This is a genomic window from Sphingobium sp. (assembly GCF_048594625.1).
Lineage (GTDB): Bacteria > Pseudomonadota > Alphaproteobacteria > Sphingomonadales > Sphingomonadaceae > Sphingobium.
In genome coordinates, this window is the sequence record NZ_JBMDWL010000127.1 from 1 (window position 1) to 25,841 (window position 25,841).

Consider the following 25,841-nt stretch of genomic DNA (forward strand, 5'->3'; position numbering starts at 1 on the left):
GCCATGGGCGTTTTCGACGCGGTCGACATAGACTTCGACTTCGTCGCCGACCTTCAGGTCAGCCTTCTGGCCCGGCGCAGCGAATTCGCGCAGCGGCACGCGGCCTTCGGACTTCAGACCTACGTCGATGACGGCCAGGTCGTTTTCGATGGCGGTAACGGTGCCCTTGACGACGCGGCCTTCGAAACCGCCGTCTTCACCACCGAGAGAATCATTGAGAAGCGCGGCGAAATCGTCGCGCGAGGGGAATGCCGTAGAGGCCATTAGTTGGTCCTTCACTCATCATTGCTGGCCAATCGGTTGTATCCGATGGTCTTTGGCCAAACTACGCGGCGGACCGAATGTCCGACACGTATCCAATGGGTTACGGCTGTAAACGCACAGGTCATGACAAGCGAAAAGGGCGCCCGGAAATTCCGCGCGCCTTATCGGGTCACGCCTCAGGCGCGACTTTCAAGCTGGGCGTCCACAAGCGCGACGGCCCGCTGGACGGCGGCGTCTATAGTCAAATCGCTGGTATCTAGCAAGTCCGCGCCCTCCGCCTGGCGAAGCGGCGCATGGTCGCGGCTCATGTCGCGGGTGTCGCGGGCCTGAATATCGGCGATCAGGCTGTCCATGTCGGGATGGCCGCCATGCGACAGCGCATCCTTAAACAGGCGTTCGGCGCGCACCTGAACCGATGCGGTGACGAATATCTTGGCGTCGGCGTCGGGCGCGATGACGGTGGCGATGTCGCGCCCGTCGAGGATCGCGCCGCCCGGCTGCGTCGCGAAATCGCGCTGCCGCTGGATCAGCGCGTCGCGCACGCTCTGATGCACGGATACGCGCGACGCGAGGCTACCCACCGCCTCGCTGCGCAGCGCCGGGTCGGACAGGATCGCGTCGTCGAATGCCGCTGCGGCCAGCGCGTCCTCCTCATGATCCGGGTCGCCGCCATTTTTCAGCACGGACAGGCCGACCGCGCGATAGAGCAGGCCGGTGTCCAGCACCGGCAGGCCATAATGGTGCCCCAGCGCCTTGGCGATGGTGCCCTTGCCCGATGCGGCGGGTCCGTCGACGGCGATGATCATGCAACGGCTCCCAAAGTCTGGAGCAGCGGCAGGAAAGTCGGGAAGCTGGTCGCCACCGGGCGCATATCGTCGATGGTGACGCCATGTTCCGACACCAGCCCCGCCACGGCAAAGCTCATGGCGATGCGATGGTCCAGCTTGGTGGCGATCGGCCCGCCGCCGGGCAGCAATTTGCCGCCGCTGCCTTCGATGACGATGCCGTCCTCCAGTTCTTCCACGGTCACGCCGATGGCGCGCAGCCCTTGCGCCATGGTGGCGATGCGGTCCGATTCCTTGACGCGCAGTTCCTCAAGGCCCCGAAAGACGCTGCGTCCTTCGGCGAAAGCCGCCGCGATGAAGGCAACGGGATATTCATCGATCATGCTGGGCGCGCGAGCCGGGTCCGGCTCCACGCCGTTCAGCGCTGACGCGGTGACGATCAGGTCGCCGACCGGCTCGCCACCCACTTCGCGGGCATTCACCACCTCGATCGACCCGCCCATTTCGCGCAGCAGGTCGATAAGGCCCGCCCGCGTACCGTTCAGCCCCACATTGGCGATCGTCACCTGCGATCCGGGCACCAGCAAAGCCGCCACCATTGGGAAGGCAGCGGACGACGGATCGCCCGGCACCACGATATTCTGCGGCTTGAGTTCCGCTTCGCCGACCAGCGTGATGACGCGCGTGCCATCGGCCTGCACCTCGACATTCAGGTCCGCGCCGAACCCTTTGAGCATCCGCTCGCTATGGTCGCGGGTGGGGATCGGTTCGACCACGCGGGTGATGCCGGGCGTGTTGAGGCCCGCCAGCAGGATCGCCGACTTCACCTGCGCCGACGCGACGGGCAGGGTGTAATCCAGCGGCACGGCGGGGCAGGCGCCCTTCATCGTGAGCGGCAGGGTCATGTTTCCATTGGCGCCGGGGCTGCCCGTGAACCTCGCGCCGATGCGCGACAGCGGCTCGGTCACGCGCGCCATCGGTCGCTTGCTGAGCGATGCATCGCCCGTGAAGGTCGCGGTCAGATCATGGCTGGCGATCAGGCCCATCAGCAATCGCGTGGACGTACCGCTATTGCCCATGTCCAGCGCCGTTTCGGGCTGCAACAGCCCGCCCACGCCCACGCCATGGATATGCCACACGCCATCGTCATCGCGGGTGATCGTCGCGCCCATCGCCCGCATCGCTTCTGCGGTGGCCAGCACATCCTCACCCTCCAGCAGCCCTTCGACCCGGCTTTCGCCGATGGCCAGCGCCGACAGCATCAGCGACCGGTGGGAAATGCTCTTGTCGCCGGGCACGGTGACGCTGCCGGACAGGGCGGGGGCGGCGGTGAAGGTGCGGGGGGTGGGGGTGTCGCTATGCTGGGTCACGGGATGTCCGTTGTCATGAAACCGAAAAAATGCGAGCGGCTTTTGACAGCGCGGTTCCGCTATGGCAAGGCGCCCGACGTTTCGCGGGCAAGCTGTGCGTTGTGCCGCGTGATTTCTGTTTGAAGCATCGAAGAAGGAACAGGCCGGACATGGTGAAGGCTGAATGGGGCACGAAGCGGACCTGCCCGAAATGCGCGACTCGCTTCTATGACCTGGGCAAGGATGACCCGGTGACCTGCATCAACTGCGGCAGCGCCTGGGAACCGGAACCGGTGCTGAAGTCGAAGCACCCGCTGCCTTATGAAGAAGCGCCCAAGAAGGTGATCGAAACCGCCGATGGCGAGCTGGAATCGGCCGATGACGATCTGGACATCGACGTCGATGAAGACGATGATTCGCCGGATAATGACGTCGATCTGGGCGGCGATGACGACCTGGGCGTCGACGCCGGTAATGACGACGACAACGACGACAATTAATTGAAAATTCTGCTTGCCAACGGGGTCGCACGACCCTAGAGGCAGCGACCTCCGAAGCGCCGGACCCAAGCGGCGCTTCACTGGTACGGGGCCTTAGCTCAGCTGGGAGAGCGCCTGCATGGCATGCAGGAGGTCAGCGGTTCGATCCCGCTAGGCTCCACCAATTTTTCGGAGCAAGAAAATGTCCGGGGGACATTTTCCCGAAAAATTCCCGAACGCAAGTGAGGGAACAGACGTGGCGGGTCAGAACCGACCTTCCCGTTATTACATGGGACCGACGGCATAGCCGGACATGGTCCGATCCATGGACTGCGGAGTCTTGATCCGCACAGATGGGGCCTTAGCTCAGCTGGGAGAGCGCCTGCATGGCATGCAGGAGGTCAGCGGTTCGATCCCGCTAGGCTCCACCATTTTTCTATGTCTCGCTATTCCAGATACGGCCGTTCGTCCTGAGCTTGTCGGGCCGGAGGCGACCGCAGGTCGACGACGCGAGATACAGCTACGATGAGATATGGCCTTTCATGCCTATCGTCTCAAATGCAGCGACGGCTCCTTCTACGCGGGCCACGCCGACAATCTGGAACTTCGGATAACCAGCCATCCGCAAGGTGAAGCAAGCGCCTATACAGCGCCGCGTCGCCCGCTATCGCCGGTCTGGTGTGAGGTCTTTGGTACAAGAGAACATGCGCTCGCCGCCGAACGCCGAGTAAAAGGCTGGACCCGTGCGAAGAAACAGGCGCTGATCGACGGCGATTGGGATTGGCTTAGGAAACTCTCACGCCATCGGCAAAATGCAGACGACAGCTAATGCCGCGTCGTTGACCTGCGGTCGCCTACGGCCCGACAGGCTCAGGACGAACGGGGTTAGGCGTTAAGTACCGCTCACCCCACACTCACAAAGCTATCCATCACCCGCTTGCGTCCCGCCGTCTCGAAATCGATCTCCAGCTTGTTGCCCTCGATTTCCGCGACGGTGCCATAGCCGAATTTCTGGTGGAACACGCGCAGGCCCAGCTTCATGTCGCTGCGCCCCTTGTTGCCCAGCGACACGGCCGAAGCGCGCGCTTCCACGATCCGCACCGGTTCCTTGCTGAACTGCCCGGTCGATTGCGCCCGCTGCCATCCCGGCCCGCGCCCGGTGCCGCGCGCCACATCGGCGAACGGATCGTCCCGTTCCGACCAGTTCGCTCGCCACAGCGACGCGCCGCCCGACATGCTGCTTTCCGACTCGACATGTTCGGGCGGGAGTTCGCCCACGAATCGCGACGGGATGCTGCTGGTCCACTGGCCATAGATGCGGCGGTTGGCCGCGTGCAGGATGGTGCAGCGCCGCCGCGCCCGCGTGATCGCCACATAGGCGAGCCGCCGTTCCTCCTCCAGGCTGTTGAGGCCCCCTTCGTCCAGCGCCCGCTGCGACGGGAAAATGCCTTCCTCCCACCCGGCCAGAAACACCGTGTCGAACTCCAACCCCTTGGCGGCATGGATTGTCATGATCGTGACCTTGCGCTCGTCTGCCTGCGCCTCATTGTCCATGACCAGACTGACATGCTCCAGAAACGCGCCCAGCGTCTCATATTCTTCCATCGCCCGCGTCAGTTCGGTCAGGTTTTCCAGCCGCCCGGCGCTTTCCGTCGTGCGCTCCGCCTGCAACATGGCGGTATAGCCGCTCTCGTCCAGTATCTGCCGCGCCAGCTCCGCATGGGGCAACTGCGCCGCGCGATCGCGCCACCGCGCCAGATCGCCCACGAAATTGCCCAGCGACCGGCGCGCCTGCGGCGTCAGCTCGTCGGTATCGAGTATCCGCGCCGCCGCCAGCATCAGGGGAATGCCCTCCGCCCGCGCCAGCCGGTGCAGCTTTTCCACCGCCTTGTCGCCCAGGCCCCGCTTGGGCACGTTGACGATCCGTTCGAACGCCAGATCGTCGGCGGGCTGGTTCACCAGCCGCAGATAGGCCAGCGCATCGCGGATTTCCGCCCGCTCATAGAAACGAAAGCCGCCCACGATGCGATAGGGCAGGCCGATCTGGATGAAACGGTCTTCGAACTCGCGGGTCTGGTGCTGCGCGCGGACAAGGATCGCCACTTCATCCAGCGACCCACCCTTGCGCTGAACCGATTCGATCTCGTCGCCGATCCGGCGGGCTTCCTCCGGCCCGTCCCACACGCCGACGACCTGCACCTTTTCGCCGACGTCGATGTCGGTCCACAATGTCTTGCCCAGCCGATTGCCATTTTCGGCGATCACGCCCGAAGCCGCGCCCAGAATATGCGGCGTAGACCGGTAATTCTGTTCCAGCCGGATGATCGTTGCGCCCGGAAAATCCTTTTCGAACCGCAGGATATTGGCCACTTCTGCGCCGCGCCATGAATAGATGGACTGGTCGTCGTCGCCCACGCAGCAGATATTCTTGCGCGTCTGTGCCAGCAGCCTCAGCCACAGATACTGGCTACTATTGGTATCCTGATATTCGTCCACCATGATATAGCGGAACCGCTGCTGATATTGCTCCAGAACGTCGCGATGCGTCTTCAAAATCGTCAGAGCGTGCAGCAGCAAGTCCCCGAAATCGCATGCATTTACGTCGCGCAGCCGCGCCTGATAGGCTTCGTACAGCTTCTGCCCCTTGCCATGGGCATAGCCTTCCGCTTCGCCCGCGCCGACATCGGCCGGTGTCCACCCCTTATTCTTCCACTGGTCGATCAGCCCGGCCAGCTGCCGCACCGGCCAGCGTTTCTCGTCGATCCCTTCGGCCTGCACCAGCTGCTTCAGCAACCGCAGCTGGTCGTCGGTGTCCAGGATGGTGAAGTTGGATTGCAGTCCCACCAGTTCGGCATGGCGGCGCAACATCTTGGCCGCGATCGCGTGGAACGTGCCCAGCCACGGCATGCCCTCCACCGCGTCGCCGATCATGCGGCCGACACGCGCGCGCATTTCCCGCGCCACCTTGTTGGTGAAGGTCACCGCCAGAATCTCGGACGGCCATGCCCGCTTCGTCGCGATCAGGTGGGCGAGCCGCGCCGTCAGCGCCGCCGTCTTGCCCGTTCCCGCGCCCGCCAGCACCAGCACCGGGCCCTCCGTCGTCAGCACCGCCTCGCGCTGCGGCGGGTTCAGCCCGTTCAGATAGGGCGGGTCGTTCGGAGATGGAGCAGGCACGGTCATGTTGGGTCAACTAGGCATGGGGTGGTCCGGGGGCAAGGGGGCAGGCCTCTTGCGGCGCAGCCTCTTCTATGAGAACAAAAGGCGAATCATGCAAGGGAGCAGGGATGATGCTGACGGGACGATGCCAATGCGGGGCGATCCGCTATGAAGCCTCCGGCGATCCGGCCTACAGCGCTGTATGCCATTGCGCCGATTGCCGCGCCAGCGCGGGCGCGCCGATGGTCGGATGGGCGCTGTTCCCGCAAGATGCCGTGAAGATCGAAGGGGAAGCGGTGCGTTACCACTCGTCGGAAAACGCCACCCGTCATTTCTGCGGCACATGCGGCACCGGACTGTTCTACACCAATCCGGTGGTCTTCCCCGGATCGATCGATATTCAGACGGCGACGCTGGACGATCCCGCCGCGCTGCCGCCACAGGCGCAAATCCAGATGGCCGAAGCGCTGCCATGGGTGGAAAAGGCCCATGATATTCCATCCTTCGCCCGCTATCCTGAAGGACCATAGGTACAGCAGGCGGATCATCCCGTCCCGCCCGGCACTCCGTTCGTCGTCATGGCGGAACGGAGCTGGCGGGCCGCCGGTTTTTGTCCCGAACGGGGCGAAGTAGAGGAAAGGATGATCCCGATGAAATCCATCATTCTGGCCAGCGCGGCGCTGCTCGGCGTCTCCAGCCTTGGCACTATGGCCATCGCGCAGGATGCGGCCGCGCCCGGCAATCAGCCGCCTGCCGCTGACGCCATGACGTCCGTACCTGCGCCTGCGACGCCGCCTGCCACACCGCAGGCCGCGCAGCCGTCATCGCCGCAGGCCGATCCCAATGCAGGCGTGCCCACCGGCGCCGTCCCTGCCGATCCCGGCATGGTCCCAGCGCCCGCCGACGTGCCGCACGATCCCGCGGCGCCGGTCGGTTCTTCCGAAAATCCGGTAACGGTCGGCGGCAATGTCACCCCGCCGCCGACGGAGGCTAAGGATTATCCCACCTGCACCCGCGCGGTTCAGGACAGCTGCATCAATCGCGGCGAAGCGCCGAAAGCCGCACGCAAGCGCTGATGCGAAAGGCGTCGGCCGGACCATTTCAAAATCGGGTCAGGCAGCCGACGGTTTGCGGAAGACGGAAAGCCAAAGGCGATCGGAGCATCGTTCGGCTCAATGGGATCGGATGATATTCCGATCCCGAACGCCCATACCGGACCCTGCCAGAAAATCATTAGGAGGCTAATGATTTTCTGGCACTTGTTCGTGAAAAAATCGCATAGGCATCTGAAATTATTCAATAATCTGAAAATCAGGCATAAAATAGGAGATTTTCTGTCTCCATCGCTGTCTCAGTTGCTGCTCAGACAGGCAGGAAAGCCTTGAAAAGCCTCAATCTTCCGCCCGCAACAATGTGATGCGCGCCTTGCCCACATCGCGAACGCTGTCTACGGCAAAGCCCTTCACCGCCACATCCTCGCGCCGGTCGGTCTCGATGCTGATCCAGCTGGCCGGGCTGGTCCAGCCAAGCCGCGCCAGCTTGTCCAGCGCCACCTGACCGGCGCCCGTGCCATAGGGCGGGTCCATGAAGATCAGGTCCAGCGGCTTTGGCGCCGACCCCAGCGACAACACGCTGGAAGCGCGAACGTCCGGCCGGATGTTCAGCCGCTCGCCATTGGCGCGGATCGCGTCCAGCGCCGCCTTGTCCTGCTCCACGAACAGGCATGATGCCGCGCCCCGCGACAGCGCCTCGAACCCCAGCGCGCCGGACCCGGCGAAAAAGTCGCCCACGGCCAGCTCCTCGAACGATCCGATACGGCTCAACAGCATGGAAAACAGCGTCTCGCGCGTCCGGTCGCCGGTGGGACGGGTGGCGTCGCCCTTTGGCGCGGTCAGGGGGCGTCCGCGCCACTGGCCCGAAATGATCCTCATTGCTCTTCGCTCTTCCCGGCTTTCTTCAATGTGCTGCGGAACTGGGCCAGGTCGTGCTGTCGCACCTCCTCCACCGCGCCGACCGGCAGTTCGCCCAGCTGGAACGGGCCGTAACTGGTGCGGATCAGGCGATTGACCTTCAGGTCGAGATGTTCCAGCACCCGGCGCACTTCGCGGTTCTTGCCTTCGGTCAGGGTCATTTCGACCCACTGGTTCCGCCCGGTTCGCCGTTCCAGATTGGCCTCGATCGGGCCATAGCGGATGCCGTCGATTTCCAGCCCGTCGAACAGGTCTTCCAGCTGTTGCTGGCTGACTTCGCCAAAGGCACGGGCGCGATAGGTGCGCGGCACGCCGGTCGCGGGCAATTCCATCTCCCGCTTGAAACCACCATCGGTGGTCAGCAGCAACAGCCCTTCGGTATTCATGTCCAGCCGCCCGATCGGCATCACGCGCGGCAGGTCGGCGGGCAACCGGTCGTAAATGGTCGGCCGCCCGGCGGGATCACGCTCTGTCGTCAGGTAACCGACGGGCTTGTGGAACAGGAACAAACGGGTCGGGGCGGGCGCGGCGACCGCGACATCGTCCACCGTCACACCCTGCAGCGACGTCAGCAGCGTGGCCGGCGTATCGATGACGACGCCGTCCTTCGCGATGCGACCTTCCTCGATCATGCGCTCGATTTCACGGCGCGACGCCACACCGGCGCGGGCCAGCAGCTTGGCGATGCGCTGCGGTTCGCCCTTGCCGGCGCTGGCGGCGGCATGGGCCGGATGCGGATTGGTCGTCGGGGTCGGTCCCTTGCCCCGTGGGCGGCGCGGCGGATAGGATGTCGATGCATCGGTGCGCGGCCTGTCAGCACGCGGCCTGTCAGCACGCGGCCTGTCTGGGCGATTGCGGTCCTGACGCACGCCATCGAGACGAAAGCCCTCGCTGCGGGGGCGTTCGGCCCGTTCGCCTTCGCTACGGGGGCCACGCGGTCCGGCGCTGCGAACCGGGCGCGCCGGGCCGTCGCCCCGGCTCCGCTCCGTCCGTTCGCCATAGGGGCGGTCGGTCCGGGGGGCGTCGCCATCCGCGCGCCGACGATCGGGCCGGTTGCGCTCCTGCCGCACCCCGTTCGGGCGGAAGCCGTCGCTGCGCGGGCTGTCGCCCGGATCGCTGTCGCTGCGTGGGCGGCGCGATCCCTCGCCGGGGGCGGGACGCGCTGCGCCATCCGCCCGGCCCCGTCCGGGGCGCTCGCCACGCGGCCGATCCGATCGCGCGCCGTCACTCTTGCCAAAGCGAGGTTTGGCATCGTCCCGTCCCGCGCCACGGCCGCCATCGCGCCCGGCGGGTGCGCCGGCGCGCCTGCCAGAATTGTCACGGCCAGATCCATCACGACCGGGGCCGGTTGGGCGTTTCGGTCCGCCTGGTCCTGCCCTGCGGGGCGGTCCGGATTTTTTTGGCGGTTCCAAGGGCGAGTTCCTTTTCGTGGGCACTGGATATTCCCATATAGGAACAAAGCCAGCAACAGGCTGAAATGTGCCGCTCCGGCGCCTGGGCGAAGGGAGACATACCGTCTACCGGGCAACCCGGCGTGGGGGCGCGGCGTTTCTTCGGGTGCATGGCGGAATCAGGGCGGATCGGCAAATGTTTTTCGGGCTGGTGAAACAAGGGAGTGGCCATGTGCGCCCGCGCAGGGCGATCCGCACCGTGCTGGTGGTGGAGGATGAACCGCTCGTCGCCTTCGATAATGAACATGCGCTGGAACAGGCGGGCTATGCCATCGCCGCGACGGTGGACGACCATGACCATGCCGTGCGGGTGATCGACGGCGGCGGCATCGATCTGGTGATCGCGGACGTGACGCTGCACGGGAAGAACACCGGCATCGACGTCGCCCGCCATGCCGCGGCGCAGGGAATGCCGGTGCTGTTCGTCACCGGCCGCTGCCCGGTCGATGCGTGGACGCTCGCGGTCGGCTGTCTGTCCAAACCCTATGCCCCGCGCGATCTGATCGCGGCGATCGGCGTGGTCGACGCCATGCTGCGCGGCGCGCGCCGCCCCAGATCGCCGATCGGCCTCAGCCTGTTCCCGTCCGAAGGCTGATCATCGCATCGCGGGCTTGCCACTTTGCAATCAGGCCATATGCTGGCGCGCTTTATGACGCCACCGGGGGACGCGCGCTTTTTATGACCGAAGCCATGCAGGGCAGCCGCAACTGGCTGGATGCCGTGAAACCCTATGCGCAAAAAGGGCCGCTGGCCGCCTTTTTCCTGGGTGTGTCGTCGGGCTTCCCCTTCGCCATGATCGGCGCGACCCTGACCACCCGCCTGGCGCAGGACGGCATCGACAAGAAAGCAGTGACCGCCTTCACGCTGGCCTTTCTCGTCTATAATCTCAAATGGCTATGGGCCTGGATCGTCGATGGGGTCCGTTTGCCGGTGATCGGCCGGTTGGGACAGCGCGTATCATGGCTGTTGCTTGCTGGCGTTCTGGTGATGGCGGCGGTTGCGCATCTGGCGTTGGTCGATCCGGCCGTCAGCCTGATACAGACGGCCTATGCCGCAATCCTCGTCGGCGTGGCGGGCGCGACTTTCGACATCGTGATCGACGCCTATCGCATCGAAACGCTCAGGCCCGAACAGCTGGGCGTTGGTTCGGGCATGTCGCAATATGGCTGGCGCATCGGGTCTGTGGCGGCGGGGGCTTTGGCGCTGGTGCTGGCGTCGCGGATCGGCTGGCATGGCGCCTATCTCGCCTGCGCCATCTTTGCCTTGCCTGCCATGCTGACCGGCCTGATCCTGGGCGAACCGGAACGGCGCCGTGACCCGGTGGCCCGGCGCGGTATGGGAGAGGTCTGGCAATCGATCGCCGGCCCGCTGGTCGAATTTTTCCAGCGTCGCGGCGCGCTGCTCGTCCTGCTCTTCATCCTGTTGCACAAGATCGGCGATACGCTGGCGAACCTGACTTTCCGCCTGCTGTTCAACGACATGGGATATAGCAATGACGAAATTGCCATTTACGATGTCGGCATCGGTTTCTGGGCCTATCTGATAGGGATTTTCGTTGGCGGCGTGCTTTACGCGCGGATGGGCATGAAGCGGTCGGTGCTGTTCAGCCTGATCCTGATGTGCGTATCCAATTTCAGCTTCGCCGCGCTCGCCGCGATGGGCAAAAGCAACTGGGGCATGGCAGGCGCCATCGGCTTTGAGAATTTCGCGAGCGGTATCGGCGGCGTGACCGTCGTCGCCTATTTCTCGGCCCTGTGCGACCTGCGCTTCACGGCCGCGCAATATGCGTTGATTTCTGCCGCCGCCAGCATCGTCGGCCGTTTCCTGACCGGCACGACGGCGGGCGGGCTGATCGAACGGTTCGGCTATGTCGATTTCTACCTGTTCACCACCGCACTGGCGGTGCCGGGCATCCTGCTCTTCTGGCTGATGATGCGCGCCGGGCTGATCGACGCGAGCGTGGGTACGGCGGCAAACGATCAGCCCGCCGCGTAGAGATCCAGCGGCCGGCCAAGGTCGCTATGAGCCTGCGCTACTGCCTGCAGACAGGTCAGTGCCCCCAGCGCATGGTCGTTGCCCAGCAGTTCGCTGACCTGATCATAGGCGGCGTTGGGATCGCGCAACGCTGCGCCGGTGGCCTGCATCATCAGCGCTTCGTCCGCCGTCATGCGGGCGCAGCAGCAGGGGGCAACCAATATCTTGCGACTGGACGCGCGCGCCAGTTCCAGCATCATCGCCCGCATCAGCACGAGCGGTCGGCGATAGCTGCGCCCGAATGCGCCCAGCATGGCGTTTGCGGCGTGGGCGTCATTGACGCCCGCCGTCGCCATCCGCCGCATCACGAACAGGAAGAGGCGATTGCCATAGCCACCCGGAACGGGACGGGGCAGGTCGAGGGGGGAGGTTTCTCCATAAGCCATAGAATCGCGCCTTCTGCGTAAGTTCGATGACGCATAATACGCTATTGCGAGACAGTCGCAATTCTAATCAGTCAGGCAGCTGATCGTTCAGCCGCAAAATTTCACCCGCCAGATAGAGCGAGCCGCCGATCAGCAGCTTTGGTCGGGTTTCGCCGGTATCGGCGCAATGGCTGGCTATGGCCGCGATGGCCTGTGTCGCATCGGTATGGGCGGCGCATGCGATGCCCCATCGGGCGGCGATTGCGGCAAAGCGTTCGGGCGGATGATGGTCATGACCCGGCACGGGCAGGGCATGGATATGGGCGATCTTGCCAGCGAAGGGCGCCAGAAAAGCGTCCACATCCTTGTTCGCCAACATGCCGATGACCAGGTGCAGCCTGTGCCCCTCAAGGCGGTCGGCGGTGAAGAAAGCGCCGATCGCTTCGCCCGCCCCGGCATTATGGCCGCCATCCAGCCACGCCGTCGCGCCTTCCGGCAGCGGCGCAAGCAGGGGACCATGGTCCAGCCGTTGCAACCGCGCGGGCCATTGCGCCCATAGCGGCGCGGCCTTGATCGCTGCCTCGGACAAGGTCACCGCGCTTTGGTGCCGCAACATGGCAAGGGCCAGTCCGGCATTCTGCACCTGATGCGCCCCGGCGAGGCGCGGCAGCGGCGTTTCCATATGGCCGTGTTCATCGCGATAATGGAGCCGGTCGCGATAGACGGCCACATCCCAGGCATCGCCTTGCCCGACCCATTGGGTGGTGGCGCGGGCGACCGCATCGATAATGACAGGGAACAGGGTTTCGGCATAGCGCTGGGTGACCAGCGGCGCGCCGGTTTTGGCGATCCCGGCCTTTTCCGCCGCGATCTGCGCCAGCGTGTCGCCCAGAAAGGCCTGATGATCGATACCCAGCTGCGCGATGCCGCAGATCACCGGATTGACGACCACATTGGTGGCATCCAGTCGTCCGCCAAGGCCGACTTCGATGATGCAGGCATCCGCATCATGTTCGGCAAAGGCGAGGAAGGCAGCTGCGGTCGTCACTTCGAAGAAGCTGGCGTTCACATCCTGCGCAATATCCAGAACGCGGGCCAGATAGTCCGCCAGCTGGGCATCGGAAATCAGGTGACCGGCAATGCGGATGCGTTCGTTGAAACGCACCAGGTGGGGGGAGGTGAAGACATGGACGCTTTTCCCATCCGCTTCCATCGCGGCGCGCAGAAAGGCGCAGGTCGACCCCTTCCCATTGGTGCCCGCGACATGGAAGACCGGCGGGATGGCCCGATGAGGATCGCCCAGCCGTTCCAGCAGCCGGGTGATGCGTTCCAGCCCCAGCACGTCCGCGCCGGGGGATAGCGACCAGAGTCGATCAAGCTGCGCCTGAACCTGTGGGTCGTCGGAAACGGCATTGTCGGCCATGGCGCGCTGATCCCCCTGAGGCGCTATGATGTTCGCGCTATGATGCGGCGGTCAGGCCACGGCGCGCGGGCTGAGATAGCCGATCACGCGGGCCAGCGTATCGCGCAGTTCGCTCCGGTGCACCACCATGTCGATCATGCCATGGTCCAGCAGATATTCGGCGCGCTGGAACCCTTCGGGCAGTTTTTCGCGAATAGTGCTTTCGATGACGCGTTGGCCCGCAAAGCCGATCAGGGCGTTGGGTTCGGAAATCTGGATGTCGCCCAGCATGGCATAGCTTGCGGTGACGCCGCCCGTGGTCGGATCGGTCAACACGACGATATAGGGCAGGCCTGCGGCATGGAGCTTCTGAATGGCGACCGTAGCGCGGGGCATCTGCATCAGGGACAAAATGCCTTCCTGCATGCGCGCGCCGCCCGCCGCCGTGAAGATGACATAGGGGCATTTATGCGCGATCGCGTCATTGACCCCCTGAATGAAGGCGGCGCCGACGCCCATACCCATGGACCCGCCCATGAAGGCGAAATTCTGAACGCCCATCACCAGCAGCACGTCGTCGATCGCGCCGCGGGCGTTGATCAGGGCGTCCTGATCGCCGGTGGCGGACCGCGCGGCCTTGATCCGGTCGGGATAGCGCTTGCTGTCCTTGAACTTGAGCGGGTCTTCCCAAACGCGGGGCGTCGGCAGCAGGATGAAGCCTGCATCCAGTATCTGTTCGAACCGCTCCGACGGGCCGATGCGGCCGTGATGGTCGCAACGCGGGCAGACGGACAGGTTTTCTTCCCATTCCTTGATGAACACCATTTCCTTGCACGACGGGCATTTGTGCCACAGCGTTTCGGTGGTGGTTTCCTTCTTGGTAAAGGGCAGGGCGTTACGAACGCGGTTGATCCAGCTCATGCTGCGGTCTCCCGAATATGAAGGGCGTCGCTGAGGGTTGCGACAAATTCCTGGACGAAGGGCGCGGCGGCGTCACCATGCGACCCCACGATGTCCACGATGGCGGAACCGACGACGACGGCGTCGGCGATGCGGCCGATGGCGGCCGCCTGTTCAGGGCCGCGCACGCCAAAGCCGACGGCGACCGGCAGGTCGGTGGCAGTCTTGAGCTTTTTCACGGCCAGTTCGATCGATGTCTGGGCGGCCTGCTGCTTGCCGGTGATGCCCGCGACCGAGACATAGTAAAGGAAACCGCTGGCACCGTTCAGCACGGTCGGCAGGCGGGCCGCATCGGTCGTCGGCGTGGCGAGACGGACGAGGTGAACGTCGGAAGCACGCAGGGCGGGGCCGATTTCGCTATCTTCTTCGGGCGGGATGTCCACGCAGATGACGCCATCGACACCGGCCGCCTTGCACTGATCGGCGAACCATTCGGACCCGCGTGCCAGCATCGGGTTGGCATAGCCCATCAGGACCAGCGGGGTATCGGGATGGCGCGCCCGGAAAGCGGCGGCGATGGCGAAGATGTCCTTCGTCTTCGTGCCGGAGCCAAGGCTGCGCAGGTTGGCCAGTTCGATCGCAGGGCCATCGGCCATCGGATCGGTAAAGGGCATGCCCAGTTCGACGATGTCCGTGCCGCCCGCGACCAGTGCGTCGAGGATGGCCGGGGTCGACGCGACGTCGGGATCGCCCGCCGTCACGAAGGTGATGAGGGCGGCGCGGCCCTGCGCCTTGCAGGCGGCAAAACGGGTGGCGAGGCGGTCCCCGGTCATAACGGCGCTCACATTTCCACTCCCAGCGCGTCGGCGACGGTGAAGATGTCCTTGTCCCCCCGGCCAGACAGATTGACGACGATCACCTTGTCCGCGTCCAGCGTCGGCGCGACCTGCTCCGCGGCGGCGACGGCATGGGCGGATTCCAGCGCGGGAATGATGCCTTCCAGACGGGACAGCGTCTGGAAGCTCTCCAGCGCTTCGTCATCCTTGATCGGCATATATTTCACCCGGCCAATTTCGTGCAGCCAGCTATGTTCCGGGCCGATGCCGGGATAATCGAGGCCTGCCGAAATGCTGTGCGCTTCGGTGATCTGGCCGTCTTCATCCTGAAGCAGATAGGTGCGGTTGCCATGCAGGATGCCCGACGCGCCGCCAGCCAGCGATGCGGCATGTTTCCTGTCCAGTCCTTCGCCGGCGGCTTCCACGCCGATCATCGCGACTTCGCTGTCGTCAAGGAAGGGGTGGAACATGCCGATGGCGTTGGACCCGCCGCCGACCGGCGCGATCAGCAGGTCGGGCAGGCGGCCTTCCGCTTCCATGATCTGGGTGCGGATTTCCTTGCCGATGACCGACTGAAAATCGCGGACCAGTTCGGGATAGGGGTGCGGACCCGCCGCCGTGCCGATGATGTAGAATGTGTCATGGACGTTCGACACCCAGTGGCGGAGCGCGTCGTTCATCGCGTCCTTGAGCGTTTGCGATCCCGACACGACGGGCACGACCTCCGCGCCGAGCAGCTTCATGCGGAAGACGTTGGGCTTTTGCCTTTCGACATCCTTGGCGCCCATGAAGATCTTGCATTCCATGCCGAACAGGGCGGCGACGGTCGCGGTGGCGACGCCATGCTGGCCAGCGCCGGTTTCGGCGATGACCTTCCTCTTGCCCATGCGGCGGGCGAGCAGCGCCTGACCGATGCAATTGTTGATCTTATGCGCGCCGGTGTGGTTCAGCTCCTCGCGCTTGAGGTAGATTTTCGCACTTTTGCCAGCGGGTGCCTTGGCACGCAGGGCTTCGGTCAGTCGCTCCGCATAATAGAGCGGGTTGGGGCGTCCGACATAGGAGCGCAGCAGTTCGGCGAATTCCGCTTCAAATTCCGGATCGACCTTGGCTTCCTGATAGACTTTTTCCAGTTCCAGGATCAGCGGCATCAGCGTTTCGGCGACATAGCGGCCGCCAAAGGCGCCGAAATGCCCGGTGGTGTCCGGCTGGCTGCGAAGGCTGTTGGCCAGAGCGGCCATAGGGGTGATCATATCGGTCATGAGAATCTTTCCGGGGACAATAGGGGCGTTCGCTTGGGCATGGGATAAGCGATCAGCGCCATCGTCCTTCGACGCGCATGGCAGGGGCGTTTGACATCATCATGGCTGAACCGCTTTGCAGAAGGCCATGATCTTGTCCACACTCTTGATGCCCGGCGCATCTTCCACACCCGAAGAGACATCGACCAGCGGCGTGCCGGTGATGCGGATCGCCTCTGCCACATTGTCGATGCCAAGGCCGCCCGACAGGCCCCATGGCGCGGGAATGGACAGGCCGCGCAGCAGCGTCCAGTCGAAACGCAGGCCCATGCCGCCGGGCAATGCCGCGCCATCGGGCGTCTTGGCGTCGAATAGCAGCCGATCGGCCGCGCCGACATAGGCGCTGGCGGCATCGATGTCGGCGCGGGTCTTGACTGAAATCGCTTTCCACACCGGCAGGTTGAACCGGGCGCGAATGGCGGCGGCGCGTTCCGGCGTTTCCTTCCCATGCAGCTGCAGTGCGCTGATCGCGCTGGTGCCGACCAGCCCGGCCAGCATGTCGTCGGCCGGATCGACCAGCACGGCGACCCGTTCGACATGCGACGGGACGGCGGCGGCCAGCGCCTGCATCCGATCCGTTTCCACATGGCGCGGGCTTTTGGCGAAATGGACGAAACCAACATGGCTCGCCCCCGCCTGAACAGCGGCACCGATGGTTTCGGGCGTCGAAAGGCCGCAGATCTTGATGGCGAGTCGGGACATGCAGGGGCCTTTAGACCGTAAGGGCGATCAAGTCACACCCGACCCGAAACCGGATCGGTCAGGTCCATGTCGTGCAGCGCCAGCCATTGATCGGCATGGGCGATGCAGGCGTCCCCCAGAAAGCGGTCGAGCGTGGCGACGATGTCCGCGTCGCTCATGGTCGCGGGGTTCAGCGGCGGATGCCAGTGCAGCTCGAAATGGGGGCCGCTGGTGCGGATGAGGTAAAAGGGCAGAAACTGCGCGCCGACTTTGCGGGCCAGGCGCAGGGCGATGGACAGATTGCCCGACGGTTCGATCGGACGGCCGAAGGTCGGAAACCAGACCTGACGGTCGCGCCGTTCGTCGGCAAGGATATAGAGGGTCGCGCGGTCCTTCTGCGTCAGATGCTTGAGCACGCCGCGCGCTGCGCCTTCGCCGCCGATCGCCTCCCCCATATAGCTGGACCGGGCTTTCTTCAGCTGGGCAGCGATTTTCGGGTCGTGCGGATCTTCGTACACGCCAAGGCCGGGACGGTCGGTCGACCATTTGATATGGGCGGCCAGCAGATCCCAGTTCCCCAGATGCGCGGTGAAGGCGATCATCGGGCCGGGACCGTCGAGCACCGTCTGATAAGCGTTCCTGTCCACCACGGTCACATGGGCTTCGTTCACCAGCCGGTCGATATTGGCCAGTTCCCCCATGGTCCGGCCGATATTGACCCAGCGCCGGGTCAACATCGCTTCCCTTTCCGTTTCCGGCAGGTCGGGGCGCAGCATGGCCAGATTGGCGCGGGCGCGGGCATCGCGCAGCTTCATGTTGCGCCGCGCGACGTTGGCCGACAGCCATCCACCGAGCCAGCTGGCGCTCGGCGCGGGCAAATGGCGCATCAGGAAGAAGAGAAAGGGGTTTGAGAGCATCGCCAAGCGTCATACAGCAGCCATCGAAACGGTAAAGAGGCCCCGGGGCCGATCGACATTCAGCCCTGAAATGGGCATGGGGCAACGGCGATGATGTGGTTCTGGATCGGTCTTCAGTGTCTGACGTTGCTGGGCGTGGTCAATTATTGGCGCAACCTGCCGACCGACCGTCAGGAAGAGGCGCCGGACGGCGCCGTGGTCATCCTGAGCGTGCGGGATGACTGGGACGGCGGGCCGGACCTGATCGCGCGGCTGAAGGCACAGAACGCGCCGTTCCGGCTGTTGCTGGCGACATCGGGAGCCTGCCGTGCGGCGGAGGCACTGGCGGCGAAGGAAGGCGGCTGGGTTCAGGTCTTCGCAGCGGGGGTCGCGCAGGATGAGGGGCAGAAGGTTCACAAGCTGCGGGCGGCGTTGCGGGCCTTGCAGCCACAGGATCGCTATCTGCTGTTCATCGATGCGGACATTCAGCCGCCGGTGCGGCTGATCGGGCGGCTGCTGTTCCCGCTTGTGCGGGGCAAGGCGGATATGGTGACGGGATACCGGATGTTGTTGCCTGCCGCCGGGTGGATGCCGATGCTGGTGGGCGCGGTCGAAATGCAGCTGGCGACGATGCCGCGCGCGGCCAACGCCACCATGCCATGGGGCGGGGCCATGGCGATGACGCGGGATGTCGCGGACCGGCTGGATCTGGACACTGTGCTGGCGGGCAGGCTGTCAGATGACATGGCGATGGGACTGGCGGGATGGCGCGCCAGGCTGCGCCTGCGGCCGGTGCGCGACCTGCTGGTCGCCAGCCCGCTGGATGGCGACATGGCGACGCTATGGGCCTTTGGGGTGCGACAATATCGGCATATTTTCACCAATAGTCCGGGCATGTGGATGGCGGCCATGGGCGGCGTTGGGGTTCATGCTCTGGCGTGGATCTGGGCATGGGGCTGGGGCGGATGGCCTGCGGTCGCGGTCGGCTATGGTGCGGCTTTTACGCGGGCGGCGGTGCGGCGGATGATCCTGAACGCCGTGTTGGAGCCGGATCAGGCACGGGCGGCGAGACGTTCGCTGATCTGGGACGTGGCAGCGCCCTTCGCGGTGGTCTGGGCGCATCTGGCGGTGCAGGTGCAGGCAGTCATGTCCGATCGCATTCGCTGGGGCGGGTGGGATTATCGGGTCAGTCGGGGGAAAGTGGTGCGGATCGACCGGGTGAACTAGGGCTGTTCGGATGCGGGTGAGAGGTCGGCTTAACGGAGCGGTCTGCGCTTAACTTCGCACATTTCCCGCTTATTCTGAAATTTCGATACAGAGGCGGGAAATTTTGTGTCTTCTTCTTCCGCCCTCAACCTCTGAACCGTCTGCGCAATGGGCGATGATTCAGGGTAGCATCGGTCGTCGGGGTAGGACAGGTATGGGCTGTGATGGGTGGATTTGAGGCGTCCGCTTTCGATCTTAAGCGCGGTCATATAAGATGTTGCAATGAGCCTGACATTTCCCAGGGCCGCCGCGTTGGTGGCACTATTTGGTACGCTTGCATGGGTCTTGCCCATATTGGGCTGGCCTCAAGCAATCTTCGCAGTTTTTGCCTATGTTATGATGAGCCTTATTGTAGTCCGCTGGTAACGATGGGTGGTTTGCGGACACTCACCCCGCAAGCGCCGTTCGCCCTGAGCCTGCCGAAGGACTTTAATTTCTCCTCAAACCACAAGGTTTTGGAAGAAAGGAAAGGGCTTCGACACGCTCAGCCCGAACGGGTTTCTTGTATCGACCAATGGTCGAAAACCAATACACCCGCCGCTTAGAACCCCGCCGGGAACTGATGCTGTCCGTCGTCGCCTATGCGCAGCACGACCTTGCCCGCTACCGCGCCGATCGGCAGGTCGGCATAGAGGTGGGGGAAGAGCGCGCCGCCGCGCGACACTTCCCATTTGATCGCGTCGCCAAAGGGGGCGAGGTCGATCATCAGCATGACGAGCCGGTCCTGACCCGCGAAATGTTTGGCGACCGTTTCGGCCGCCTGTTCGCGGGTCGACATGTGGATGTAACCGTCCGTCAGGTCGATCGGCGCGCCCTTGAACAGGCCATCGGCCTTGAACTGGGCATATTGATCCGCCGTCAGCACCTTATAGGCGAAGAGGTCGCTCACGCTTCCCCATTCTCCGAACCGGTGTCCGGCGTCGCTTCCGAACCGGCTTCGGGCGCTTCGGCGTCTTCGGCTTCCTCGATCTTCGCGGCGCTGACGACATGTTCGTTGTCGGATACGTTGAAGAGGCGCACGCCCGCCGAGCTGCGGCCGATGACGCGCAGGCTGTCGAGGCCCATGCGGATCAGTTTCGCCTGATCGGTCACCAGCATCAGCTGGTTCGCCTGCGTCGCGGGGAAGCTGGCGACGACGGGACCGTTGCGGCCGATATTGTCGATATTGGTGATGCCCTGACCACCGCGACCGGTGCGGCGATAGTCATAGGCCGACGACAATTTGCCATAGCCATTGGCGCAGACGGTCAGGATGAACTGTTCGCGGTCCTTCATCAGGGCGAACATGTCCTGATCGGCCATTTCGCCTTCCTTTTCAGGCTTCCACGGGGCGAAGCGCAGATATTCCTCACGCTGTTCCTGATTGGCGCCGGAACGGTGGAGGACGGAAAGCGAGATCACTTCGTCATCGGTCTTGAGCGTCATGCCACGCACGCCGGTGGAGGTGCGGCTCTGAAATTCGCGGACGTCGGTGGCGGCGAAGCGGATCGCCTTGCCCTGACGCGTGGCGAGCAGCACGTCGTCGCCTTCGGTCAGCAGCGCCACGCCGATCAGGCGATCTTCGCTGCCTTCGTCAAAGCGCATGGCGAGCTTGCCATTGGAGGGCACATTGGCGAAGGCGTCCATGCTGTTGCGACGCACGGTGCCGTTCGCGGTCGCGAACATGACGTGCAGATCCTTCCAGCTATCTTCATCTTCGGGCAGCGGCAGGACGGTCTGGATGGTTTCGCCCGGACCCAGCGGCAACAGGTTGACCATCGGGCGGCCGCGCGTGGCCGGACCGCCTTCGGGCAGGCGCCATACCTTCATGCGGTAGACCTTGCCAGCGGTCGAGAAGAACAGCACCGGCGTGTGGGTCGACGTCACGAACAGTTCGGTGATCGCGTCCTCATCCTTGGTCGCCATGCCCGAACGGCCCTTGCCCCCGCGCGCCTGCGCACGGAAGCTTTCGAGCGGGGTGCGCTTGATATAGCCCTGCACCGTGACGGTGACGACCATGTCTTCGCGTTCGATCAGGTCTTCATCCTCGATCCCGTCGGCGGCGGCGGTGATCTGGGACAGGCGCGGGGTGGCGAATTCGCTCTCGATCGCTTCCAGCTCTTCGCGCATCACCGCATAGAGCTTTACCCGGTCGCCGAGGATGGCGAGATATTCGGCGATGGCTTCGGCCAGTTCGGCCAGTTCCTTGCCGATTTCGTCACGGCCCAGCGCCGTCAGGCGATGCAGGCGCAGGTCGAGGATGGCGCGGACCTGAATGTCCGACAGTTTGTAGACGTCGCCGGTGACTTCCGTCTCGATCGCTTCGACCAGACGCAGATAGGGGGCGATGTCACCGATCGGCCATTCGCGGGCCAGCAGCGATTCGCGCGCTTCGGCCGGGCTGCCCGATCCACGGATGATGCGGACGACTTCGTCGAGGTTGCTGACCGCGACGACTAGGCCCAGCAAGATATGCGCCCGGTCGCGCGCCTTGTTCAGTTCGAACTTGGTGCGGCGGGTGATGACTTCTTCACGAAAGCGGATGAAGGCTTCGATGATGTCGCGCAGGCCCAATATTTCCGGGCGACCACCACGGATGGCGAGCATGTTCGCGGGGAAACTCGACTGCGCCGGGGTGTTGCGCCACAGCTGGTTCAGCACGACATCGGGCGTGGCGTCGCGCTTCAGGTCCATGACGATGCGCACGCCTTCGCGGCTCGATTCGTCGCGAATGTCGCTGATGCCCTCGATCCGCTTGTCCTTGGCGGCTTCGGCGATCTTTTCGACAAGGCCCGACTTGCCGACCTGATAGGGGATCGACGTCAGGACGATGGAGCGGCGGTCGCCGCGTCCTTCCTCCACCTCATGTCGCGCGCGCATCATGATGGAGCCACGGCCGGTATGATAGGCGCTGCGCGCGCCCGACTGGCCCAGGATCAGCGGGGCGGTGGGGAAATCGGGGCCGGGGACGATCTGAATCAGTTCGTCGGTCGTGATCCCCGGATTGTCGATATAGGCAAGGCAGGCGCGCAGCACTTCGCCCAGATTGTGCGGCGGAATGTTGGTCGCCATGCCGACCGCGATGCCGCCCGCGCCGTTGACCAGCAGGTTGGGAAAGCGCGCGGGCAGAACCTGCGGCTCATTTTCCGACGCGTCGTAGTTCGGCTGGAAATCGACGGTATCCTTGTCGAGATCATCCAGCAGCGCGGTCGCGACCTTGGCCAGACGCGCTTCGGTGTAACGCATGGCGGCTGTCGGATCGGGGTCCATCGATCCGAAATTGCCCTGACCATCGATCAGCGGCACGCGCATGGACCAGTCCTGCGTCATGCGGGCCAATGCGTCGTAGATCGAACTGTCGCCGTGCGGGTGATATTTACCCATCACTTCACCGACCAGACGGGCCGATTTGCGATAGGGACGGTTATAGACGAAGCCCGATTCCTGGGCCGAGAAGAGAATGCGGCGATGAACCGGCTTCAACCCGTCGCGCACGTCCGGCAGGGCGCGGGAAACGATGACGGACATGGCATAGTCGAGATAGCTGGCCTTCATCTCCTCCACGATGGAGATGGGGCTGATGTCCGAAGGGTCGGCGAGGGCAGTCTCGTCGGTCAATGCGATTCTCTTTTTATGGATGTGTGCGTGTTGTTGCCCATGCACTAGCCCAGCGAAACAAATCTGTCACCCCTTGCGCCGAGCGGTGACAAATGGCCGCGCGCCCGTCCGTGCGGTCCGGAAGTCATGTTGCGTAAGGAAATTTTGCAGGCGGAACGAAGGGGGCGCATAACGGTTGCAAAATCCGACGATATAGGCTTGTTCAAAGCCCGTTCACGCGCCGGCCCCTAATCGGCGTTCAACCGCGAAATGTCGCTTGTTGTCCCCCAGCAGGCGCGCAGAGGAGATGAGGATCATGCGTTTTGTAACCCCGGTGGCGCTCGCGCTGGCTCTGGCGGTGACTGGCGGTGCCGTTTCGGCGCCCGCCTTTGCCGCGAAGAAGGAAGAGAAGAAGGCCGGGCCGAAGCTGAACGTGTCGCCCGACGTGATCAAGGCGCTGCAGGCCGCGCAGAAGGCGGCCGACGCTCAGGATTTTGCGGGCGCCAAGACCGCGCTGGCCGAAGCGGACAGCAAGGCGCAGTCCAATGACGACAAATATCAGATTGGCGCGATCAAGCTGAACACGTCCATCGCTGCGAAGGATGCCGCGCTTCAGGGCGAAGCGCTGACCCAGATGCTGGACAGCGGCCTGACCCCGCCCGAACAGGCCGGGCAGTTCAACGCCATTGCCGCAGATCAGGCGATGAACGCGAAGAATTACGATCTGGCGATCCAGCGCGGCGAAGCGGCGCTGGCCGCCGGTTACAAGCCGGAATCGGTACAGCCGACGCTGGCGCAAGCCTATTTCGGCAAGGCGGGCACCGCCAATGGTTCGGTCGAACCGGCGCGCGGTTTCAACCAGAAGGGTCTGGCCGCGCTGAAGGCCGGGGCTGATGCGATGAAGGCTGCCGGTCAGCAGCCACCCGCGCAATGGTACAAGATCGGCGTCGGCCGTGCCGAAGCCGCCAAGCTGCCCGAAGTGACCGAATGGGCGAAATGGGCCTATCAGGCCGATGCGAGCGGCGAAAATCTGCGCACGCTCGTCCGCCTGTTCCAGCGCGCGAACCCCAATATCTCCAACCGCGAAAATCTGGACGTCCTGCGCGTTCTGGGCGCATCGGAAGGTCTGGTCGTGGCGCAGGACTTCACCGAATATGCCGAAATGGCGTCGAAAACCGGCATTTACGGCGAAGTGAAGTCGGTGATCGACAAGGGCCGTTCAAAGGGCGTGCTGAACGCCAGCAGCGCCAGCGACATCTATTCGGCGGCAACGTCGAAGATCGCGGGCGACAAGGGTTCGCTGGGTTCGGCCGAAGCGGATGCGCAGAAGGCCGCGAATGGCAAGATCGCCGCAGCGACCGGTGACGCCTATCTGGGCTATGGCGATTATGCCAAGGCAGTGACGATGTTCGAACTCGCCAAGCAGAAGGGTGGCGTCGACGCGGACGAAGTGAACACCCGTCTGGGCATCGCCAAGACCATGGGTGGCGACAATGCCGGTGCGAAGGCGGCGTTCCAGGCCGTGCAGGCCGGTTCGCGCAAGGAAGTGGCCGGCCTGTGGCTCGCCTATCTGAGCACCAAGGGCGCCTGATCCATAATGTGGGGCGCCGCGGCCTGAACGGTCGCGGCGCCCATGATCGTTGATGTGAATTGATTATCTGTTGGGGGAGGCCGGGGCGGCCATGCGTATCGATTCGATTTTTTCCCGTCTGCCGTTGACGGCGCTGGCGGCGGTTGCAGTTGTCGTTGCGACACCGGCCGTTGCGAAGAAGAAGCTGGTGGTCGCCGGACCGCCGATCACCATGTCCGATACGTTTCGGGCCGGGGTGCAATCCGCCGAAGCGGCGCTGAAGGCGGGGAACAGCACGGCCGCGGCGACGCAGATCGCGACGCTCAGCCCGACCAATGATTTCGAATCCTATATCGTCGCCGGACTGAAGTTCCAGCTGGCGTCGCAGAAGCGCGACATTCAGGCGCAGCGGCTGGCGCTGACCGACCTGTTCAAGACGACGGCCCTGCCGCGTGGCGATGCGCCGCGCCTGCGCTATGTCGCGGCCTATCTGTCCTATGTCGTGGGTAATTATGAGGATGCGGTCGCGCAGCTCGATTACGCCAAGACGCTGGGTTATGATGGCGTGGACGCGACGATGCTGCGCGCGGACATCGCCATGCGGCGCAACAAGCCCAAGGAAGCCCGGCCGTTCGTGCAGGCCGCGATCGCGCAACAGAAAGCCGCAGGCAAGCCGGTGCCGCTTGCCTGGACCGACCGTGCCATTTCCATGGCCTATCAGGCGGGCGACTGGCCCGAAGTGGGCCAGCTCTATCGCGATCGGCTGAACCAGCAGGAAGGCAAGCCGCAATGGCGGTCGGCGCTGATCAATTATCAGTCCGCCGCCGAACTGGACCCGCAATTGCAGCTGGACCTGTACCGGCTTCAGGCCGCGAACGGCGCGATGGCGAGCGAGCGCGACTACCAATCCTATGCGCAGGCGGCGGAAAAGTCGGGCTATTATGCCGAAGCCAAGGCGATCATCGAAGCCGGGCGCAGCGTGGGCAAGCTGACGCCGACGCAGAGCGTGACCAGCCAGCTGCTCAAGAGCGTCACGCCCAAGGCGACGAAGGAAATCGCGGCATTGCCCGCGCAGGCCAAGAAGGCGGCGGCAGCCTCCACCGGCAAGGATGCGCTGGGCGTTGCCGACAGCTATTTTTCGCTGGGACAATATCCGCAGGCGGTGGAACAATATCGGCTGGCGCTGAGCAAGGGCGGTGTCGATGCGGGGCGGGCGAACGCGCGTCTGGGCGTGGCGCTGGCGCGGTCGGGCGATCTGACAAATGCGCAGGCGACGCTGGCGCAGGTAACGGGCAACTGGACCGCGATCGCCGGTTTCTGGACGTTGTGGGCCGAACATCAGGATCGCAAGATCGGCTGATCCGGCGCGGATAAGCCCGGATGACGGACGCCGAAAAAAGGCCCGCATTCATTCTATGTGTGAATGCGGGCCTTTTTCCATTGTTCGGTGGCCTGGCCCGATCAGACGGGCAGGGGGACGCCCGGCAGGTTTTTCGACGTGCGAATGGTCAGCGACGTCTTCACGCTGACCACATTGGGCGCGGGCGTCAGTTTCGACGTCAG

The 25,841-nt window shown here is 64.2% G+C and carries 24 protein-coding genes, 2 tRNA genes and 1 pseudogene; 11 read left to right on the top strand and 16 right to left on the bottom strand.

All coding sequences use genetic code 11. From position 1 onward, the window contains the following. The 3 genes from ACOJSJ_RS16395 to aroA form a co-directional block, all read right to left on the bottom strand. Positions 1 to 264: S1 RNA-binding domain-containing protein (locus ACOJSJ_RS16395; protein ID WP_420146029.1), on the bottom strand; the 264-nt coding region annotated here is incomplete at its 3' end. Positions 265 to 440: 176 nt separating this feature from the next. Beyond that, positions 441 to 1,070 (bottom strand): (d)CMP kinase, encoded by a 630-nt coding sequence (gene cmk, locus ACOJSJ_RS16400; RefSeq protein ID WP_420146030.1) that lies wholly within the window; start codon positions 1,068 to 1,070, stop codon positions 441 to 443. Beyond that, positions 1,067 to 2,419, bottom strand: a complete 1,353-nt coding sequence (aroA, locus tag ACOJSJ_RS16405) for a 3-phosphoshikimate 1-carboxyvinyltransferase (protein ID WP_420146031.1) — start codon at positions 2,417 to 2,419, stop codon at positions 1,067 to 1,069. Before aroA ends, cmk begins: the two co-directional genes overlap by 4 nt. Positions 2,420 to 2,568: 149 nt before the next feature. On the opposite strand from aroA, the gene ACOJSJ_RS16410 reads away from it, so the two are divergent. The 4 genes from ACOJSJ_RS16410 (at position 2,569) to ACOJSJ_RS16425 (ending at position 3,706) form a co-directional block, all read left to right on the top strand. Next, a complete protein-coding gene (locus ACOJSJ_RS16410) occupies positions 2,569 to 2,898 on the top strand; it encodes a TIGR02300 family protein (RefSeq protein ID WP_420146032.1) in 330 nt (109 codons plus the stop codon). 87 nt (positions 2,899 to 2,985) lie between these two features. Then, a tRNA-Ala gene (locus tag ACOJSJ_RS16415) sits at positions 2,986 to 3,061 on the top strand. A 171-nt stretch (positions 3,062 to 3,232) separates the two neighbouring features. After that, positions 3,233 to 3,308: transfer RNA gene (locus tag ACOJSJ_RS16420), tRNA-Ala, on the top strand. 101 nt (positions 3,309 to 3,409) lie between these two features. Then, entirely contained in the window at positions 3,410 to 3,706 is a 297-nt protein-coding gene (locus ACOJSJ_RS16425; protein ID WP_420146033.1) for a GIY-YIG nuclease family protein, read from the top strand. 74 nt (positions 3,707 to 3,780) lie between these two features. Here the strand turns inward: ACOJSJ_RS16425 and ACOJSJ_RS16430 are convergent, their stop codons facing one another. Next, complete coding sequence (locus tag ACOJSJ_RS16430) at positions 3,781 to 6,057, bottom strand: ATP-dependent helicase (RefSeq protein WP_420146034.1); 2,277 nt, start codon at positions 6,055 to 6,057, stop codon at positions 3,781 to 3,783. 107 nt (positions 6,058 to 6,164) lie between these two features. Between ACOJSJ_RS16430 and ACOJSJ_RS16435 the strand changes: the two genes are divergently transcribed. Together ACOJSJ_RS16435 and ACOJSJ_RS16440 are read left to right on the top strand one after the other, a co-directional pair. After that, positions 6,165 to 6,563 (top strand): GFA family protein, encoded by a 399-nt coding sequence (locus tag ACOJSJ_RS16435; RefSeq protein WP_420146052.1) that lies wholly within the window; start codon positions 6,165 to 6,167, stop codon positions 6,561 to 6,563. A gap of 120 nt (positions 6,564 to 6,683) precedes the next feature. Beyond that, positions 6,684 to 7,109 carry a Fe-S oxidoreductase gene (locus ACOJSJ_RS16440; RefSeq protein WP_420146035.1) on the top strand — a complete coding sequence of 142 codons (426 nt, stop codon included), beginning with the start codon at positions 6,684 to 6,686 and terminating at the stop codon, positions 7,107 to 7,109. A gap of 315 nt (positions 7,110 to 7,424) precedes the next feature. On the opposite strand, the gene rsmD is transcribed toward ACOJSJ_RS16440, so the two are convergent. Together rsmD and ACOJSJ_RS16450 are read right to left on the bottom strand one after the other, a co-directional pair. After that, a complete protein-coding gene (gene rsmD, locus ACOJSJ_RS16445; RefSeq protein WP_420146036.1) occupies positions 7,425 to 7,964 on the bottom strand; it encodes a 16S rRNA (guanine(966)-N(2))-methyltransferase RsmD in 540 nt (179 codons plus the stop codon). Continuing rightward, positions 7,961 to 9,415 (bottom strand): pseudouridine synthase, encoded by a 1,455-nt coding sequence (locus ACOJSJ_RS16450; RefSeq protein ID WP_420146037.1) that lies wholly within the window; start codon positions 9,413 to 9,415, stop codon positions 7,961 to 7,963. Before ACOJSJ_RS16450 ends, rsmD begins: the two co-directional genes overlap by 4 nt. Before the next feature lie 175 nt (positions 9,416 to 9,590). Here ACOJSJ_RS16450 and ACOJSJ_RS16455 point away from each other — a divergent pair, with 175 nt between their 5' ends. Together ACOJSJ_RS16455 and ACOJSJ_RS16460 are read left to right on the top strand one after the other, a co-directional pair. Next, on the top strand, positions 9,591 to 10,049 hold the full coding sequence (locus ACOJSJ_RS16455) for a response regulator (RefSeq protein ID WP_420146038.1): 459 nt from the start codon (positions 9,591 to 9,593) through the stop codon (positions 10,047 to 10,049). A gap of 83 nt (positions 10,050 to 10,132) precedes the next feature. After that, complete coding sequence (locus ACOJSJ_RS16460; protein WP_420146039.1) at positions 10,133 to 11,449, top strand: AmpG family muropeptide MFS transporter; 1,317 nt, start codon at positions 10,133 to 10,135, stop codon at positions 11,447 to 11,449. On the opposite strand, the gene ACOJSJ_RS16465 is transcribed toward ACOJSJ_RS16460, so the two are convergent. From ACOJSJ_RS16465 to ACOJSJ_RS16495, 7 genes are all read right to left on the bottom strand, one after another. Next, positions 11,434 to 11,874, bottom strand: coding sequence for a DUF6628 family protein (locus ACOJSJ_RS16465; protein WP_420146040.1), 441 nt, complete (start codon positions 11,872 to 11,874; stop codon positions 11,434 to 11,436). The genes ACOJSJ_RS16460 and ACOJSJ_RS16465 overlap by 16 nt on opposite strands. Before the next feature lie 67 nt (positions 11,875 to 11,941). After that, positions 11,942 to 13,276, bottom strand: a complete 1,335-nt coding sequence (locus ACOJSJ_RS16470; protein WP_420146041.1) for a bifunctional folylpolyglutamate synthase/dihydrofolate synthase — start codon at positions 13,274 to 13,276, stop codon at positions 11,942 to 11,944. A gap of 51 nt (positions 13,277 to 13,327) precedes the next feature. Then, positions 13,328 to 14,176, bottom strand: coding sequence for an acetyl-CoA carboxylase, carboxyltransferase subunit beta (gene accD, locus ACOJSJ_RS16475; protein ID WP_420146042.1), 849 nt, complete (start codon positions 14,174 to 14,176; stop codon positions 13,328 to 13,330). After that, positions 14,173 to 14,988: a tryptophan synthase subunit alpha gene (gene trpA / locus ACOJSJ_RS16480; protein WP_420146043.1), complete on the bottom strand. Its 816-nt coding sequence runs from the start codon at positions 14,986 to 14,988 to the stop codon at positions 14,173 to 14,175. Before trpA ends, accD begins: the two co-directional genes overlap by 4 nt. A gap of 8 nt (positions 14,989 to 14,996) precedes the next feature. Then, entirely contained in the window at positions 14,997 to 16,250 is a 1,254-nt protein-coding gene (gene trpB, locus ACOJSJ_RS16485) for a tryptophan synthase subunit beta (RefSeq protein WP_420146044.1), read from the bottom strand. A gap of 99 nt (positions 16,251 to 16,349) precedes the next feature. Further along, a complete protein-coding gene (locus ACOJSJ_RS16490) occupies positions 16,350 to 16,991 on the bottom strand; it encodes a phosphoribosylanthranilate isomerase (RefSeq protein WP_420146045.1) in 642 nt (213 codons plus the stop codon). A 32-nt stretch (positions 16,992 to 17,023) separates the two neighbouring features. Continuing rightward, positions 17,024 to 17,887: a lysophospholipid acyltransferase family protein gene (locus ACOJSJ_RS16495; RefSeq protein ID WP_420146046.1), complete on the bottom strand. Its 864-nt coding sequence runs from the start codon at positions 17,885 to 17,887 to the stop codon at positions 17,024 to 17,026. A 90-nt stretch (positions 17,888 to 17,977) separates the two neighbouring features. Between ACOJSJ_RS16495 and ACOJSJ_RS16500 the strand changes: the two genes are divergently transcribed. After that, entirely contained in the window at positions 17,978 to 19,093 is a 1,116-nt protein-coding gene (locus ACOJSJ_RS16500; RefSeq protein WP_420146047.1) for a glycosyltransferase, read from the top strand. A gap of 580 nt (positions 19,094 to 19,673) precedes the next feature. Here ACOJSJ_RS16500 and ACOJSJ_RS16505 read toward each other — a convergent pair. After that, positions 19,674 to 20,021: a DUF952 domain-containing protein gene (locus ACOJSJ_RS16505; protein WP_420146048.1), complete on the bottom strand. Its 348-nt coding sequence runs from the start codon at positions 20,019 to 20,021 to the stop codon at positions 19,674 to 19,676. Then, positions 20,018 to 22,729, bottom strand: a complete 2,712-nt coding sequence (gene gyrA / locus ACOJSJ_RS16510; protein ID WP_420146049.1) for a DNA gyrase subunit A — start codon at positions 22,727 to 22,729, stop codon at positions 20,018 to 20,020. The genes ACOJSJ_RS16505 and gyrA overlap by 4 nt, the downstream gene beginning before the upstream one ends. 295 nt (positions 22,730 to 23,024) lie before the next feature. Here gyrA and ACOJSJ_RS16515 point away from each other — a divergent pair, with 295 nt between their 5' ends. Further along, complete coding sequence (locus ACOJSJ_RS16515) at positions 23,025 to 24,299, top strand: hypothetical protein (protein ID WP_420146050.1); 1,275 nt, start codon at positions 23,025 to 23,027, stop codon at positions 24,297 to 24,299. A 91-nt stretch (positions 24,300 to 24,390) separates the two neighbouring features. Further along, positions 24,391 to 25,638: a tetratricopeptide repeat protein gene (locus ACOJSJ_RS16520; RefSeq protein ID WP_420146051.1), complete on the top strand. Its 1,248-nt coding sequence runs from the start codon at positions 24,391 to 24,393 to the stop codon at positions 25,636 to 25,638. Between the two features lie 101 nt (positions 25,639 to 25,739). On the opposite strand, the pseudogene ACOJSJ_RS16525 reads toward ACOJSJ_RS16520, so the two are convergent. Further along, positions 25,740 to 25,841, bottom strand: a pseudogene (locus tag ACOJSJ_RS16525) (ArsR family transcriptional regulator); the annotation flags it as partial.

Bases quoted from the DNA above. Each gene is read 5' to 3' on its own strand.
- cmk (WP_420146030.1), bottom strand. From the start codon at position 1,070: ATGATCATCGCCGTCGACGGACCCGCCGCATCGGGCAAGGGCACCATC.
- ACOJSJ_RS16410 (WP_420146032.1), top strand. From the start codon at position 2,569: ATGGTGAAGGCTGAATGGGGCACGAAGCGGACCTGCCCGAAATGCGCG.
- ACOJSJ_RS16425 (WP_420146033.1), top strand. From the start codon at position 3,410: ATGGCCTTTCATGCCTATCGTCTCAAATGCAGCGACGGCTCCTTCTAC.
- ACOJSJ_RS16430 (WP_420146034.1), bottom strand. From the start codon at position 6,057: ATGACCGTGCCTGCTCCATCTCCGAACGACCCGCCCTATCTGAACGGG.
- ACOJSJ_RS16435 (WP_420146052.1), top strand. From the start codon at position 6,165: ATGCTGACGGGACGATGCCAATGCGGGGCGATCCGCTATGAAGCCTCC.
- ACOJSJ_RS16440 (WP_420146035.1), top strand. From the start codon at position 6,684: ATGAAATCCATCATTCTGGCCAGCGCGGCGCTGCTCGGCGTCTCCAGC.
- rsmD (WP_420146036.1), bottom strand. From the start codon at position 7,964: ATGAGGATCATTTCGGGCCAGTGGCGCGGACGCCCCCTGACCGCGCCA.
- ACOJSJ_RS16455 (WP_420146038.1), top strand. From the start codon at position 9,591: ATGTTTTTCGGGCTGGTGAAACAAGGGAGTGGCCATGTGCGCCCGCGC.
- ACOJSJ_RS16460 (WP_420146039.1), top strand. From the start codon at position 10,133: ATGACCGAAGCCATGCAGGGCAGCCGCAACTGGCTGGATGCCGTGAAA.
- ACOJSJ_RS16465 (WP_420146040.1), bottom strand. From the start codon at position 11,874: ATGGCTTATGGAGAAACCTCCCCCCTCGACCTGCCCCGTCCCGTTCCG.
- ACOJSJ_RS16470 (WP_420146041.1), bottom strand. From the start codon at position 13,276: ATGGCCGACAATGCCGTTTCCGACGACCCACAGGTTCAGGCGCAGCTT.
- accD (WP_420146042.1), bottom strand. From the start codon at position 14,176: ATGAGCTGGATCAACCGCGTTCGTAACGCCCTGCCCTTTACCAAGAAG.
- trpA (WP_420146043.1), bottom strand. From the start codon at position 14,988: ATGACCGGGGACCGCCTCGCCACCCGTTTTGCCGCCTGCAAGGCGCAG.
- trpB (WP_420146044.1), bottom strand. From the start codon at position 16,250: ATGACCGATATGATCACCCCTATGGCCGCTCTGGCCAACAGCCTTCGC.
- ACOJSJ_RS16490 (WP_420146045.1), bottom strand. From the start codon at position 16,991: ATGTCCCGACTCGCCATCAAGATCTGCGGCCTTTCGACGCCCGAAACC.
- ACOJSJ_RS16495 (WP_420146046.1), bottom strand. From the start codon at position 17,887: ATGCTCTCAAACCCCTTTCTCTTCTTCCTGATGCGCCATTTGCCCGCG.
- ACOJSJ_RS16500 (WP_420146047.1), top strand. From the start codon at position 17,978: ATGATGTGGTTCTGGATCGGTCTTCAGTGTCTGACGTTGCTGGGCGTG.
- ACOJSJ_RS16515 (WP_420146050.1), top strand. From the start codon at position 23,025: ATGCGTTTTGTAACCCCGGTGGCGCTCGCGCTGGCTCTGGCGGTGACT.
- ACOJSJ_RS16520 (WP_420146051.1), top strand. From the start codon at position 24,391: ATGCGTATCGATTCGATTTTTTCCCGTCTGCCGTTGACGGCGCTGGCG.